The 13,843-nt window shown below is 54.5% G+C and carries 13 protein-coding genes; 9 read left to right on the forward strand and 4 right to left on the reverse strand.

Going from position 1 to position 13,843, the window contains the following annotated elements; genetic code table 11:
- Window positions 1–8: 8 nt before the first annotated feature.
- The gene (gene nagZ, locus QSV34_RS01115; protein ID WP_289151242.1) at window positions 9–1,007 is read right to left on the reverse strand and encodes a beta-N-acetylhexosaminidase; all 999 of its coding nucleotides are present in this window, start codon (window positions 1,005–1,007) and stop codon (window positions 9–11) included.
- Window positions 1,008–1,205: 198 nt separating this feature from the next.
- On the opposite strand from nagZ, the gene QSV34_RS01120 reads away from it, so the two are divergent.
- The 5 genes from QSV34_RS01120 to lexA all read left to right on the forward strand — a co-directional run bounded on the left by QSV34_RS01120 (window position 1,206) and on the right by lexA (window position 5,541).
- Entirely contained in the window at window positions 1,206–2,399 is a 1,194-nt protein-coding gene (locus tag QSV34_RS01120; protein ID WP_289151244.1) for a glycine C-acetyltransferase, read from the forward strand.
- A 149-nt stretch (window positions 2,400–2,548) separates the two neighbouring features.
- Window positions 2,549–3,577: an L-threonine 3-dehydrogenase gene (gene tdh, locus QSV34_RS01125; RefSeq protein ID WP_289151245.1), complete on the forward strand. Its 1,029-nt coding sequence runs from the start codon at window positions 2,549–2,551 to the stop codon at window positions 3,575–3,577.
- 114 nt (window positions 3,578–3,691) lie between these two features.
- A complete protein-coding gene (locus QSV34_RS01130) occupies window positions 3,692–4,183 on the forward strand; it encodes an asparaginase domain-containing protein (RefSeq protein WP_289151246.1) in 492 nt (163 codons plus the stop codon).
- A gap of 280 nt (window positions 4,184–4,463) precedes the next feature.
- Window positions 4,464–4,778 (forward strand): DUF6763 family protein, encoded by a 315-nt coding sequence (locus QSV34_RS01135; RefSeq protein ID WP_289151247.1) that lies wholly within the window; start codon window positions 4,464–4,466, stop codon window positions 4,776–4,778.
- A gap of 148 nt (window positions 4,779–4,926) precedes the next feature.
- The gene (gene lexA / locus QSV34_RS01140; RefSeq protein WP_289151248.1) at window positions 4,927–5,541 is read left to right on the forward strand and encodes a transcriptional repressor LexA; all 615 of its coding nucleotides are present in this window, start codon (window positions 4,927–4,929) and stop codon (window positions 5,539–5,541) included.
- Between the two features lie 154 nt (window positions 5,542–5,695).
- Here lexA and QSV34_RS01145 read toward each other — a convergent pair whose 3' ends face one another.
- The 3 genes from QSV34_RS01145 to lptF form a co-directional block, all read right to left on the reverse strand.
- A complete protein-coding gene (locus QSV34_RS01145) occupies window positions 5,696–5,944 on the reverse strand; it encodes a hypothetical protein (RefSeq protein WP_289151249.1) in 249 nt (82 codons plus the stop codon).
- A 304-nt stretch (window positions 5,945–6,248) separates the two neighbouring features.
- Complete coding sequence (gene lptG / locus QSV34_RS01150) at window positions 6,249–7,319, reverse strand: LPS export ABC transporter permease LptG (RefSeq protein ID WP_289151250.1); 1,071 nt, start codon at window positions 7,317–7,319, stop codon at window positions 6,249–6,251.
- Entirely contained in the window at window positions 7,319–8,431 is a 1,113-nt protein-coding gene (gene lptF / locus QSV34_RS01155) for an LPS export ABC transporter permease LptF (RefSeq protein WP_289151252.1), read from the reverse strand. Before lptF ends, lptG begins: the two co-directional genes overlap by 1 nt.
- Window positions 8,432–8,513: 82 nt before the next feature.
- Between lptF and QSV34_RS01160 the strand changes: the two genes are divergently transcribed.
- From QSV34_RS01160 to QSV34_RS01175, 4 genes are all read left to right on the forward strand, one after another.
- Window positions 8,514–9,992 carry a leucyl aminopeptidase gene (locus QSV34_RS01160; protein WP_289151253.1) on the forward strand — a complete coding sequence of 493 codons (1,479 nt, stop codon included), beginning with the start codon at window positions 8,514–8,516 and terminating at the stop codon, window positions 9,990–9,992.
- Window positions 9,993–10,074: 82 nt separating this feature from the next.
- Complete coding sequence (locus QSV34_RS01165) at window positions 10,075–10,491, forward strand: DNA polymerase III subunit chi (protein ID WP_289151255.1); 417 nt, start codon at window positions 10,075–10,077, stop codon at window positions 10,489–10,491.
- A gap of 18 nt (window positions 10,492–10,509) precedes the next feature.
- Entirely contained in the window at window positions 10,510–10,689 is a 180-nt protein-coding gene (locus tag QSV34_RS01170; protein WP_289151257.1) for a hypothetical protein, read from the forward strand.
- Between the two features lie 203 nt (window positions 10,690–10,892).
- On the forward strand, window positions 10,893–13,772 hold the full coding sequence (locus QSV34_RS01175; RefSeq protein WP_289151259.1) for a valine--tRNA ligase: 2,880 nt from the start codon (window positions 10,893–10,895) through the stop codon (window positions 13,770–13,772).
- The last annotated feature ends 71 nt before the right edge of the window (window positions 13,773–13,843 follow it).

Raw genomic sequence — 13,843 nt, forward strand, 5'->3', positions numbered from 1 at the left:
TTACTCTCCTATGCCTCTGGCAGCGCTTGCAGTTGCTGCTGTGTGCTCAAATAACGGGGCATGTCCTGCAATTGCTGCCAATCCACTGCGCCTTTTCCGGCCATGCGTTGCAAACGATCAGAGGCAGGCAGTGGTTGTTGTTGGAGGTAATCCAATACTTCCAAGGCTCCCTCACGACAATTGCAAACCAGCACCATATCACAACCGGCACTCAGTGCCGCAGCGGCTTTTTCAGCGTAGCCACCGGCCACATCGGCGCCTTTCATGGACAGGTCATCGCTGAAGATCACGCCATCGAATGCCAGCTCGCCGCGGAGTATTTCCTGCAGCCAGAAACGGGAAAAGCCCACCGACTCGGGCACCACTTTCGGGAACACCATATGAGCAGGCATTACCGCTTCATAACTGCCTGCCAGCCGTGCAAAGGGAATCAGGTCGTTGGCACGAATGGCATCCAGTGGGCGGTCGTCGTAAGGGGTTTCCAGGTGGCTGTCCGCCAGCACCGCGCCGTGGCCGGGGAAGTGCTTGCCAGTGGCTGCCATACCCGCTTGCGCCATACCCTCAATAAAGGCACCGGCACAGGCCACCATCTGGTCGGGATTGTCGGAAAACGCCCGATCGGCGATCACTTCGCAGGTATCCGTATCCAAATCCAGCACCGGAGCGAAACTGAAGTCGATGCCACAGGCGCGAATTTCGCTGGCCATCAGCCAACCGGCATCGCGACACAGCGCCAAGCCCTGCTCAGGGCTGCTGCGATACAAATCGCCCAGCTTTTGCATTGCTGGCAGGCGGGTAAAACCGGTTTTAAAGCGCTGTACCCGCCCCCCCTCCTGATCCACTGCAAGCAGCAGCTCCGGGCGCACGGCACGAACGGCTTCCACAAGCGTACAAATTTGTTTACGGGACTCAAAGTTGCGGGCGAAAAAAATCACCCCACCCACCTGGGGCTGCTGCAACAGGTGGCGCTCATCAGCGGTGAGGGCAGTGCCCTCCAAGTCGAGCATTAACGGGCCTATTGGCATACCAACTAACCTTATCGATCACGGTAAAAGCGGCCACGTTAAGAGCCCCCAACAACAATGTCAACGTGCTATACCACCACCCCAATCTGGTTGTTTTTCAACCAATGAGTTTTCTGGACTCACTACCGGGTGAAACTTAAAATGATCCCCCTCTTCCATTTCGCTTAGAACGCCTGCCCCATGACCAGTAAATTTCTGCAACACCTCGCAGCTGAGCTCGACCAAATCCGCGCCGACGGCCTGTTCAAGGGCGAGCGCATTATCACCTCTCAACAGTCCGCAGACATTGAGGTTCAAGGCGGCCAGCAGGTTTTGAACTTCTGCGCCAACAACTACCTGGGGCTGGCCAACCATCCGGCGCTGATCGAGGCGGCCAAAGGTGGCCTGGACAAACACGGCTTTGGGGTGGCCTCAGTGCGCTTTATCTGCGGCACTCAGGACATTCACAAGACTCTGGAGCAAAAGCTCAGTGAGTTTTTGGGTATGGAAGACACCATCCTCTATTCCTCCTGTTTCGACGCCAACGGCGGCCTTTTTGAAACCTTGTTGGGCCCGGAAGACGCCATTATTTCCGACGCCCTCAACCACGCCTCCATTATCGATGGTGTGCGCCTGTGTAAAGCCAAACGCTACCGCTACGCCAACAACGACATGGCAGAGCTGGAAGCGCGCCTGCAGGAAGCCACCGAGGCCGGCGCCCGCTTCAAGCTGATTGCCACCGATGGCGTATTTTCCATGGACGGCGTGATCGCCGACCTGAAATCCGTATGCGACCTGGCTGACAAGTACGACGCTCTTGTGATGGTGGACGACTCCCACGCGGTGGGCTTTTTGGGCGAGAATGGCCGCGGCTCTCACGAGTACTGCCAGGTGATGGAGCGGGTGGACATCATCACCGGCACCCTGGGCAAGGCCATGGGCGGCTCCTCCGGCGGCTATACTTCTGGACGCAAGGAAATTATCGACATTCTGCGCCAGCGTTCACGCCCTTATTTGTTCTCCAATTCCCTGGCACCGGCGGTAGTTACTGCCTCTATCAAGGTGGTGGAGATGCTGTCCGAGAGCAAAGACCTGATCCAGAAGCTGGATGACAACAGCAAATACTTCCGTGAGCGCATGACCGCAGCCGGCTTTACCCTGGCTGGTGCCGACCATGCCATTATCCCGGTGATGATTGGCGACGCCCGCCTGGCTGCCGAGTTCGCCGATAAAATGCTGGCGGAAGGTATCTACGTGGTGGGTTTCTCCTTCCCGGTAGTGCCCCGTGGCCAGGCCCGCATCCGCACCCAGATGTCCGCCGCGCACAGCCGCGAGCAGCTGGATAAAGCGATTGAGGCGTTTATTAAAGTGGGTAAGGAACTCGACATTATTTAAGGTTTTTTAATGTGCTGAAATTTAGCGCTTCGTAGTTGTGGGCCGCACGTCTGACGTCGCACGTCGCACGCTAAAAACGCTACTCTTTCAGCCCTGTGCCATACGGCGTGCGACGTGAAGCGTGCGACGTGCGACCAGAGGTTTTTACCATGAAAGCACTATCGAAGTTAAAAGCCGAACCCGGCATCTGGATGAGCGATGTGGACAAGCCCGAGATGGGCCACAACGACCTGCTCATCCGCATTCGCAAAACCGCCATCTGCGGCACCGATGTGCATATTTACAACTGGGATAAATGGTCGCAAAAAACCATTCCCGTACCCATGGTGGTGGGCCACGAGTTTTCTGGCGAAGTGGTGGACATGGGCCAGGAAGTGCGCGGTTTTAGCATTGGTGACCGGGTTTCCGGCGAGGGCCATATTACCTGTGGTCACTGCCGCAACTGTCGCGCCGGCCGTCGCCACCTGTGCCGCAACACCGAAGGCGTGGGCGTGGATCGCCCCGGCGCTTTTGCCGAATATCTGGTGATTCCCGCCTTCAACGCTTTCAAACTGCCGGACGATATTTCCGACGATTTGGCCTCTATCTTCGACCCCTTTGGTAACGCGGCACACACCGCCCTGTCATTCGATCTGGTGGGCGAAGATGTGTTGATCACCGGCGCTGGCCCCATTGGCATTATGGCGGCGGCCATCGCCAAACACTGCGGCGCCCGCTACGTGGTGATTACCGACATCAATGAATACCGCCTCGACCTGGCGCGCAAAATGGGCGCCACACTGGCGGTTAACCCCAGCCAGCAAAGCCTGTCACAAGTGATGGCAGAGCTGGGCATGATGGAAGGCTTTGATATCGGTTTGGAAATGTCCGGTGTTCCAGTAGCCTTTAACGACATGTTGCAGCACATGAATCACGGCGGCAGCATTGCCATGCTGGGCATCCCTCCCGGCGATATGGCCATCGACTGGAACCAGGTGATTTTCAAAGGCCTGACCCTGAAAGGCATTTACGGCCGGGAAATGTTTGAAACCTGGTACAAAATGAGCACCCTGATTCAGAGCGGCCTGGATCTCAGCCCCATCATTACCCACCACTACGGTATCGACGACTTCCAGCAAGGTTTCGATATGATGTGCTCGGGGAAGTCGGGGAAAGTGATTCTGGACTGGCAAAAATAACGCAACGCGTTTTTTGTCACCCTGAGGAGCGCAGCGACGTGAGGGTCTCACAAATTGCAGTCTATGAGATCCTCACGTCGCTGCGCTCCTCAGGATGACAGTATTGGAGAAACCATGAAAATCAATATCATCACCACCGGCGGCACCATCGATAAAATTTACTTCGATGCAAAAAGCGACTACCAGGTGGGCGACCCGGTAATTGGCGAGCTCTTAAAGCGCATGGAAGTGGGCTTCGAATTTGAAGTCACTTCGGTGCTGCGCAAAGACAGTCTCGACCTCACCGACGACGATCGCCAACTTATCGTCGATCAGGTAAAAAACTGCGACAGCGATTATGTACTGGTGACACACGGCACCGATGGCATGGTAGAAACCGGCAAGTGGCTGCGGGAACAGGTGCCCGAAAAACACATTCTGATGACCGGCGCCCTGCAACCGGCCATATTCCGCGAGACCGACGCCATTTTTAATATCGGCTGCGCCCTGGGCGCTCTGCAAGCGGTACAGCCCGGCGTTTATATCGCCATGAACGGTCAACTGTTCGACGCCACCAGGGTTGTTAAAAACGTTGCCGCCAATCGCTTTGAACCGGTAAACCCGTAAAAAACCTATCCCAAACGTGCGAAAAGGTGCTTGAAGCACTTTTTCGCCATTATTTCTTTAGATATTTTTTTCATTAAATACTCTCTTTTTATTCTCCTTCCCTATAAGAAAAACTATTTCACAATCGCTAATTGCTTGAATTTTCTTTGCTTTTAAAAAGCTCGTCGAAAACAAATTATTTCTGGGAAAACGAACGAATGTCTTATGCACACAACGGCAATAGGCAAGCCACTTCAGCAATGATAGGGTTTTAACTCAATTTCCAATTGGGAGCACTGTCGTGGCCAAACACTACCCTGAAATTGGTTCCTGGTACCAGGACGCTGAGGAGGATGTGTTGTTTGAAGTGGTCGCCGTAGACGACAGTGCAGGCACCATAGAAATTCAATTACTGGGCGGCGAAGTCAGCGAGCTGGATTTTGAAACTTGGGGGCAAATGCTAATTCTTGGCGCCGAAGCCCCGGAAGACTGGCGCGCCTCCTACGAACTCAGCAGCGAAGACAGCCACGAACTCGACGACATCGCCATCCCTGAAAGCCCCCAGGACCCACTGTCCACACTGGACGTCAATAACGGTTTCCGCCTGGACGACTGAATAACCCTCACCCCTCCCCTCTAATCTCCTCTATCAGTGAGGAAATTTCTGCTTGCATCCATACTTTGATCAGACCATACTGGATAAAATAACAGCTGTACATAAATCCAGACCTTCTCATGACTTATGTCTTACAAAGGAAAAGCCGATGATTGACCTGACCGCACGCCAGCAGCAGATTCTCGACTTGATCAAGGAATACATCAACGATACCGGCTATCCCCCTACTCGTGCCGAAATTGCCGACGCACTGGGTTTTCGCTCCGCCAATGCCGCCCAGGAACACCTCAAGGCATTGGAACGCAAAGGGGTCATTGAAATTGTTCCCGGTGGCTCTCGCAGTATTCGCCTGCTGGCAGAAGACGGAGTGCCCGACGGCCTGCCGGTTGTTGGCCGTGTCGCGGCAGGCAACCCCATTCTCGCCGAGGAAAACATTGAAGATTACTACGAAGTACCGGAACAACTATTTTACCCCGCTGCCTCCTACTTTCTTCGGGTACAGGGCATGAGCATGAAAGACATTGGCATTATGGACGGCGACCTGCTGGCCGTACACCGGCAACAAACCGCAGAAAATGGCCAGGTAGTGGTGGCACGAGTAGACGATGAAGTAACCGTTAAGCGCCTCAAGCGCACCCGCAGCAAATACGAAATCCACCTGCTACCAGAGAATGAAGATTTTGAACCCATTGTGGTCAACCTGCGAGAGCAGGACTTCGCTATTGAGGGATTGAGTGTGGGGGTGTTAAGAACAGAACTCTAAGACTCGTCATCCCCGCGCAGGCGGAGATCCATATGCAATTTGGCACTAAAGCCCATGAATACTAAGGTCTGTAGATTCCCGCTTTCGCGGGAATGACGGCTTTTGAAAGTTTTACCAAAAACTTGGCGTTACGCTCAGGACGACAAACACACCATCAATGCAACAGTCGCGGAGCTTCCTCGCGTACTTCCTGCTCCGCTTCATCCTCTTCGTTAATCTGCTCCACCACCTCGATACCCGCATCAATCATGGCCTTCGCCACATCGACACTGGAATCTCTCAGGTAGTGCTGCGCCTCTTTGGAAAATCGAATGCGCACCAGCGGCTCACCACCACCATCGCTGCGCTGCAAAGCGTAGTCACCATCGGAGAGTTGAACAATTTCGTAAAGCGTAGAGGACATGAGGTTACATCAATTTCAAGAACTGGGGATAACTGCGAGTCTATCACAAAAGCCAAGCCTTCGTGGTGTGTCCCCGGTTGAGTAGACACCATAATCCAAAAGTTGACTTCCCTGATTTTAGAGCGAAATTGCCACCCTCGGCATAGCAAAGGCAAACTGTCATGAAAGCTAATTTAGAGGCCGCAGGCGGCCCATAGTGCGGGCGCCATGGAAGGTGCAAGTCAATCTCCTACTAGGCCCTCGCAGGAAGGCAAAGGCCTACTAGTCTGATCGTAACCCAAAGTTCGTCGCACAAAGTTCTGTATTACGCCGCCCTCCGCAGCAACAGCGCCCCAATAAGCATAAACACCGCAATGGGTACCAGTACCGCAATCACTGGCGGGAATTCATACACCAGGCTGGAGGGCCCCAACATCTTCTGGCTGATCCAGAAGGTCATGCCAAAAATCACCCCGGTAAAGACTCGAAAGCCCATGGTGACCTGGCGCAGTGGGCCGAAGATAAACGAAATCGCTACCAATACCAGGCTCAGCACACTGAGTGGCTGTAACACCTTGCCCCAAAACTCCAGCCACAGTGGTTGGGAGTCCTGGCCCTGATCCTGCAAATAGCGAGCGTAGCTGTGCAGCCCACCGATTGAGAGCGATTCCTTGGGAATGGAAATCAGGTTGAGTAACTTGGGAGACAAGTCGGTTTGCCAGCGCCGCTGTACCTGTTGTTCCACATGGGTGCGGTTGGGTTCGATATGGGTAATGGCAACATTCTCTTCCACCCAATGATCCCGGCGAAACACTGCGCTTTCCGAAAAGCTGGCCTGTTTCAGGTTGCGCTGATCATCGAACTGGTAGCGAGTCACACCGTAGAGTAGCTCCCCTCCCGGCGCGACAATATTAAAGTGCATAAACTCGGTACCTTCCTTGTTCCACAAGTTAGAGCGAAACTTTTGCTCCACCTGGCCGCTGCCGCTGCGCTTGAGGGCTTTGTAAGTAGTCGCAGACTGATCGGCATAAGGCACCAGATATTCCGCCAACATCACGCCAACAAAAATCACCAACAGAGTCGGTCGTATCACAAACCAGACAATGCGCAGCAGTGACACACCGGATGCGCGCATAATCACCAACTCGCTGTTGCCTGCCAGAGCGCCCAGACCAATCAGACAGCCGATCAACGACGCAAAGGGAATAAATTCATAAATGCGCGACGGCACCGTCATGCCAATATAGGTCATGACATTCAAGTAGGTGTAGTTGGCATTGATAGAGCCAGACTCATTGATAAACGCCGTCAGGGCATCAATGCCCACCAAAATGGCCAACACACCCAACAAGCTGGCCAGTACCGAGCGAGCCACATAGGCAGAAAGCTGGCGCATCAGGCTGTCTCCCCCGCTGCGCGCCGGGAAAACTTGCAACGCAACCGATCCCAGTAAAAAATCGTCACCGCGACCAACAAAAACAACAGGTGGATTCCCCAAACACCTCCGTAGACGTTAAGCTCACCCTCAGACACCTTGCTCACCCCGGCCTCCACCGCCTGCCAGTAAATAACGTACAGCAGTATGGCGGGCAGCAGGCGCATATAGCGCCCCTGACGGGGGTTGGTTTTACTCAGCGGAATAGCCGCAATAGTCAGAATCAGCACCATCACCGGCCATGACAGGCGGCGGTGCAGCAGAGCAATATGCTGGGGATCGTCGGAAGCGGCCAGCTCACGAAAGCCAAGAGATTTTTTCTGTATTTTCTTAATGCGCCAATCGTCTTCCTTGGTTTGCGCCAGGCGCTTGCCAAACTCATTAAAGTAGGTGATTCGAAATAACGCCTCACCGGGGGTGCCCTCAATGCGGTAACCGTCTTCCAACACCAGAAAATTATCCTTCAAATTTTCTGAGCGTTTTTGGTAACCCTTGTGCGCAAGCACCAAAATCTGACCACTGCCGTCCTCGGTGTTGGCTACAGACTCTGTATAAAACACATCTTGCAGTTCGCCGTTGCTCACTTCTTCCGCATAAGCAACGCCGCTGCCTGCCTGTAATTTCTGGAAGCGTTTGGCGGGCATGGAATCCAGCTCTGCCCGTTGTTGTTGCGCCCGCTCAAGAGCGGTGGCTTTGGCGGCACCACTGGGGGTCAGCTCAATACTCATTAACCCCACAACGGCGGCAACAACCAGAGAACTCACCATGGTGTAGCGCAGCACCTGGCTGCGGCTTACCCCACAGCAGGACAGCACGGTCATTTCGCTGTCCAGATAGAGGCGCCCGTATACCAGCAAGATAGAGAGGAAAAATGACAGCGGCAACAGTAATTCGAGAAATTCCGGCAGCTTGTAACCCATCAGGGCAAACAACACGTCCGCATCGTATTTGCCCAGAGCAGCATCCCGGAGGTATTTCACAAACCGGCTGCTCATAAACACCAACAGCAACACAAAGCACACCGCCACGGTACTGCCGAGTAACTGCCTTAAAAGGTAACGAAAAATAATCACGAAGCGATTACTGCCCTTGGTAGCCGCTGGGAATTTAGAATAGACTAGCGCGCAAGTTTAACCATTTGTTCTTGGAGACACCATGGAATTCTCACTGCGCACCGCTGACGCCACCACCGCAAAAACCGCCTGCCTGGTTATCGTCGCCGCCGAAGGTAAACTCACCGGGGTAGCCAACGCCGTCGATAAAGCCACCAATGGCACCCTTACTGCGCTCGTCAAAAGCGGCGACTTCAGCGGCAAAAAAGGCGAACAACTTTTACTGCCCGTCACCAATGGTCTGGGGGCCCAGCGTGTACTGCTGGTGGGTGCAGGCAAAGACGCCCTGAATGACCAGGGTTTTATTAAACTGGTGAAGGCTGCCGCCAAGAAACTGGTGGCTCTGAAAGTGAAAGACGCCCTGCTTTGTGTGGAAGACCTGGACGTGACCGGCCGCGATATGGCCTGGCGCGCACAGCAGGCAGCCCGCCTGTGTGGCGAAGCCGTTTACCAGTTCACCAAATTCAAATCCAAAAAACCGCCAAAAGTCGCCCTGAAAAAAGTGACCTTGCAGAGCAGCAAAGGCAGCGCCACCATTAAAAATGCCCTGGCCAATGGCCGCGCCATTGCCAGCGGCGTCAACCTGGCCCGTGAACTGGGCGACCTGCCGGGCAATGCTTGCGATCCATCCTACATGGCTACTCGCGGCCGGGCCTTTGCCAAAAACAACCCAAAGGTCACCACCAAGGTGCTGGATGAAAAGCAGATGAAAGCCTTGGGTATGAATTCCCTGCTGTCTGTTTCCGCTGGCTCCGACAATCCCGGCAAAACGGTGATTGTCGAATACAAGGGTGGCAAGAAGACAGACAAGCCAGTAGTACTGATCGGCAAGGGGGTTACCTTCGATTCCGGTGGCATCAGCCTCAAACCGGGCCAGTCCATGGACGAAATGAAGTACGACATGGGCGGTTCCGCCACCGTTTACGGCACCATGCAAACTGTTATCGAGATGGGATTGCCCATCAACCTGGTGGCCATCGTCGGCTGCGTGGAAAACATGCCCAGCGGCAAAGCCACCAAACCCGGCGACATCGTTACCTCCATGTCCGGCCTGACCATTGAAGTGCTCAATACCGACGCCGAAGGCCGCTTGGTATTGTGTGACTGCATGACTTACGCCGAACGTTACAAACCACAAGCGGTAATCGACGTTGCCACACTCACCGGCGCCATTATCATAGGTTTGGGCCACCACCCCACCGCGATCTACTCCAACAATGATGAGCTGTCAGAGCAACTGGTTGCCGCCGGTAACGAATCCGCCGACCGCGGCTGGCCAATGCCCCTGTGGGACGAGTATGGCGAAGAGCTGAAATCCCCGTTTGCCGACCTGCAAAACATCGGTGCCGGTCGCGCCGGTGGCTCCATCACCGCCGCCGCCTTCCTGGCAAAATTCGCCACCAAGTACAACTGGGCCCACCTGGATATTGCCGGCACCTTCTGGAACTCCGGCGCCAACAAAGGCGCCACCGGCCGACCAGTGCCGATGCTGGTTGAGTACCTGAGCAAGGTGGCCAAATAAAAAACGAGAGGCGAAAGAGGGAAGACGAGAGACGCAACCGCGTTTTCTCATCTCTCATCTTTCGTCTCCCATCTCTCATCTCATGACCGACATCCAGTTCTATAACACCTGCCAGCCCCTTGCAGATGCCCTGCTCTACTGCTGCCGCCTGATCGAAAAAGTCAGCGCTCGCGGCCTGCCCATTCTGGTGCATGCGCCGAACGAAACCGTTGGCAAACAACTGGATGAGTTGCTGTGGTCGTTTCAGGAAAGCGCCTTTATCGGCCACGCCACTGACGATGAGCATCAACAGGTAAACATCAGTTGGGGGGACAACCCCGGCGAGCACCACCACGTTCTCATCAACCTTGGGACACAAGTCCCATCCTGGCACGGCCGCTTTGAGAAAGTGCTGGAGATTATCTACGATCAAAAAGACGTTATCGAAAGCAAGCGCAACAGCTTTCGCTACTACAAGGAACGCGGTTATCCGCTGCGCTACCATGATCTAAGTAAGTAAAAACTGAGGATACCTGCCATGTACGGCACACCAGACTCAAAGGAAAACACTGAAATCCCTGTTCTGGAAACACCCGCTGCCGATATGGTGACCGACCAATTGCTGGACGAACTGGATATTCCCATCCTCACAACTCCTGCCGCTGACGTCGTCAACCACGGTACAGACGCTCCCCAAGGCGACAACAAGACTATATAATTCCGCCCTTTACCCTAATGCTGCTCATTTAAGAAACTCCCGTCATTCCCGCGCAGGCGGGAATCCACCATTTCGGTCTTTGTCGAAATGGATCCCCGCCTTCGCGGGGATGACGCTGTAGCTTCACATTAGATCATCAGCATTGCTCAACCTTTATTTCCCCTGTGCAGCCCAAAAGGCAGCGGCAGGCTATTGGATTTGTAATGGACAAGAATTACCGCCCGCAAGACATCGAACAGAACTGGTACCAAACTTGGGAACAGAACGGCTACTTTGCGCCCTCTGGCGAGGGAACTGAGTCGTTCTCGCAAATGATTCCCCCGCCAAATGTTACCGGCAGCCTGCATATGGGTCATGCCTTCCAGCACACCATTATGGATGCCCTTACTCGTTACCACCGCATGCAGGGCAAAAACAGCCTGTGGCAGGTGGGTACCGACCACGCCGGTATCGCCACGCAAATGGTGGTGGAACGCAAACTGGCGGCTGAAGGCAAAAGCCGCCTGGATCTGGGCCGCGACGCTTTTATGGACAAAGTGTGGGAGTGGAAAGAAGAATCCGGCGGTACCATCACCCAACAAATGCGCCGCCTGGGCAACTCCGTGGATTGGGATACCGAGCGCTTCACCATGGACCCCGGCTTTACCAAAGCGGTTCAGGAAGTGTTTGTGCGCCTCTACGAAGACGGCCTGTTGTACAGGGGCAAGCGCCTGGTGAACTGGGACCCGAAATTGCACACCGCCATCTCCGATTTGGAAGTGGAAAACAAAGAAGTCAAAGGCAAGATGTGGCACCTGCGCTATGCCCTTGCCGACGGTGCTACTACGGCGGATGGCAAAGACTATCTGGTAGTGGCCACCACCCGCCCGGAAACCATGCTGGGGGACACCGGCGTTGCGGTAAATCCGGAAGACCCGCGCTACAAAGACCTGATTGGCAAAGACATTATTCTGCCGCTGGTAAATCGCCGTATTCCCATCGTCGGTGACGAACACGCGGATATGGAGAAAGGCACCGGCTGCGTAAAAATCACCCCGGCCCACGACTTCAACGATAACGAGGTGGGCAAGCGCCACAGCCTGCCGATGATTAACGTATTGACCTTTAACGGGGATATTCGCGACAGCGCCCAGTGCTTTAATTCCGATGGCAGCGTTAACGATACCCTCGACCCCACCCTGCCAGAGAAGTATCAAGGTATGGAGCGCTTCGCCGCCCGCCGGGAAATTGTTGCAGACTTCGAAGCCCTGGGTTTGCTGGAAGCCATCGAAGAAAACGCCATGACCGTGCCTTACGGGGATCGTGGCGGCGTGGTGATCGAGCCCATGCTCACCGATCAGTGGTACGTAGACGCCAAAACCCTGGCCAAGCCTGCCATCGAAGCGGTGGAAGACGGCCGCATCAAGTTTGTACCCCAGAACTACGAAAATATGTACTTCGCCTGGATGCGCGACATTCAGGACTGGTGTGTGTCCCGCCAGCTGTGGTGGGGCCACCGCATCCCTGCCTGGTACGACGAGCAAGGCAACGTCTACGTAGGTCGCGACGAAGCCGAAGTACGCGCCAAACACAATCTGGGTGATGCCCCGCTGCAACAGGACGACGATGTACTGGACACCTGGTTCAGCTCTGCCCTGTGGACTTTTGGCACCCTGGGCTGGCCCGCCGATGACCCGGCAACGCTGGAGCGCCTGAAAGCCTTTCACCCCACTGATGTGTTGGTGACCGGGTTCGACATTATCTTTTTCTGGGTGGCGCGCATGGTAATGATGACCATGCACTTTATGAAAGACGACGATGGCAACCCGCAGGTGCCGTTCAAAGCGGTGTACGTGACCGGCCTGATCCGCGATGACCACGGCCAGAAGATGTCCAAATCCAAGGGTAATGTGATCGACCCGCTGGATATGATTGACGGTATAAGCCTGGACGATCTGGTGGCCAAGCGCACCGGTAATATGATGCAGCCGCAGCTGGCAGAAAAAATCAAAAAACGCACCGAAAAAGAGTTCCCGGAAGGCATTGCCGCACACGGTACCGATGCCCTGCGCTTTACCCTGGCGGCACTGGCCTCCACCGGCCGCGATATCAACTGGGATATGAAGCGCCTGGAAGGCTACCGCAATTTTGCCAATAAAATCTGGAATGCGTCCCGCTATGTGTTGATGAACGCTGAAGGGCAAGATTGCGGGCAACTTTCTATAGATGGAAAGTGCGAAGAAGTTGAACTGTCACTGGCAGACCGCTGGATTGCCAGCAAACTGCAAACGGTGGAAGCGGAAGTGTCGCGCCATTTCGATCAATACCGCTTCGACCTGGCCAGCCAGACACTCTACGATTTTATCTGGAATGAATACTGCGATTGGTATTTGGAGCTGTCGAAACCGGTGCTGTGGGACGAAAACGCCACCCCAGAAGCCAAACGCGGTACCCGCCGCACCTTGGTACGTGTGCTGGAAACCATAATGCGCCTGATGCACCCGCTGATGCCTTACCTCACTGAGGAAATCTGGCAGGCCATTAAAGAGCTGGCGGGCAAACAAGGCGACACCATCATGTTGCAGCCCTATCCGAAAGCTGTGGACAGCAAGCGTGACTCCGACGCAGAAGCGGATATCGAGTGGCTAAAACAAGTGATTATGGGTGTGCGCACCATTCGCGGTGAAATGAATATCCCGCCGGCCAAACAGCTATCCGTGTATTTTTCCAATGGCAGCGACGCCGACCTGAAACGGTTGGATGACAATCGCCAATTCCTGTTGAAACTGGCCAGCCTGGAATCCATCACCTGGCTTAACGACGGTGACGAAAAACCTCTTTCTGCCACCGCCCTGGCCGGAGAGTTGGAAATTCTAGTACCCATGGCCGGTCTGATTGACAAAGACGCAGAACTGACTCGCCTGCAAAAAGAGATCGACAAAATCAGCAAAGACTTCGCCCGCGTGGAAGGCAAGCTGAACAATCCAAAGTTTGTCGACAAAGCCCCGGCAGAAGTGGTGGATAAAGAGCGCGCCAAAATGGCGGATATGCAAACTGCTATTGGCAAGTTGGAACAGCAGAAAGCGGAGATTGCCAACCTTTAACATTCCCCGTCATTGCGAGCCGCGCAGCGGTGTGGCAATCTCCATAAGGTTTCTATCACTCACATTGAGAT

The organism is Porticoccus sp. W117 (genome assembly GCF_030341905.1).
Lineage (GTDB): Bacteria > Pseudomonadota > Gammaproteobacteria > Pseudomonadales > Porticoccaceae > SCSIO-12696.

What these genes read in the sequence shown, in the direction of transcription:
- QSV34_RS01175 (WP_289151259.1), top strand. Translation starts at nt 10,893, where the DNA reads ATGGACAAGAATTACCGCCCGCAAGACATCGAACAGAACTGGTACCAA.
- QSV34_RS01165 (WP_289151255.1), top strand. Translation starts at nt 10,075, where the DNA reads ATGACCGACATCCAGTTCTATAACACCTGCCAGCCCCTTGCAGATGCC.
- QSV34_RS01160 (WP_289151253.1), top strand. Translation starts at nt 8,514, where the DNA reads ATGGAATTCTCACTGCGCACCGCTGACGCCACCACCGCAAAAACCGCC.
- lptG (WP_289151250.1), bottom strand. Translation starts at nt 7,319, where the DNA reads ATGCGCCAGCTTTCTGCCTATGTGGCTCGCTCGGTACTGGCCAGCTTG.
- QSV34_RS01130 (WP_289151246.1), top strand. Translation starts at nt 3,692, where the DNA reads ATGAAAATCAATATCATCACCACCGGCGGCACCATCGATAAAATTTAC.
- QSV34_RS01120 (WP_289151244.1), top strand. Translation starts at nt 1,206, where the DNA reads ATGACCAGTAAATTTCTGCAACACCTCGCAGCTGAGCTCGACCAAATC.
- QSV34_RS01170 (WP_289151257.1), top strand. Translation starts at nt 10,510, where the DNA reads ATGTACGGCACACCAGACTCAAAGGAAAACACTGAAATCCCTGTTCTG.
- lexA (WP_289151248.1), top strand. Translation starts at nt 4,927, where the DNA reads ATGATTGACCTGACCGCACGCCAGCAGCAGATTCTCGACTTGATCAAG.
- tdh (WP_289151245.1), top strand. Translation starts at nt 2,549, where the DNA reads ATGAAAGCACTATCGAAGTTAAAAGCCGAACCCGGCATCTGGATGAGC.
- QSV34_RS01145 (WP_289151249.1), bottom strand. Translation starts at nt 5,944, where the DNA reads ATGTCCTCTACGCTTTACGAAATTGTTCAACTCTCCGATGGTGACTAC.
- nagZ (WP_289151242.1), bottom strand. Translation starts at nt 1,007, where the DNA reads ATGCTCGACTTGGAGGGCACTGCCCTCACCGCTGATGAGCGCCACCTG.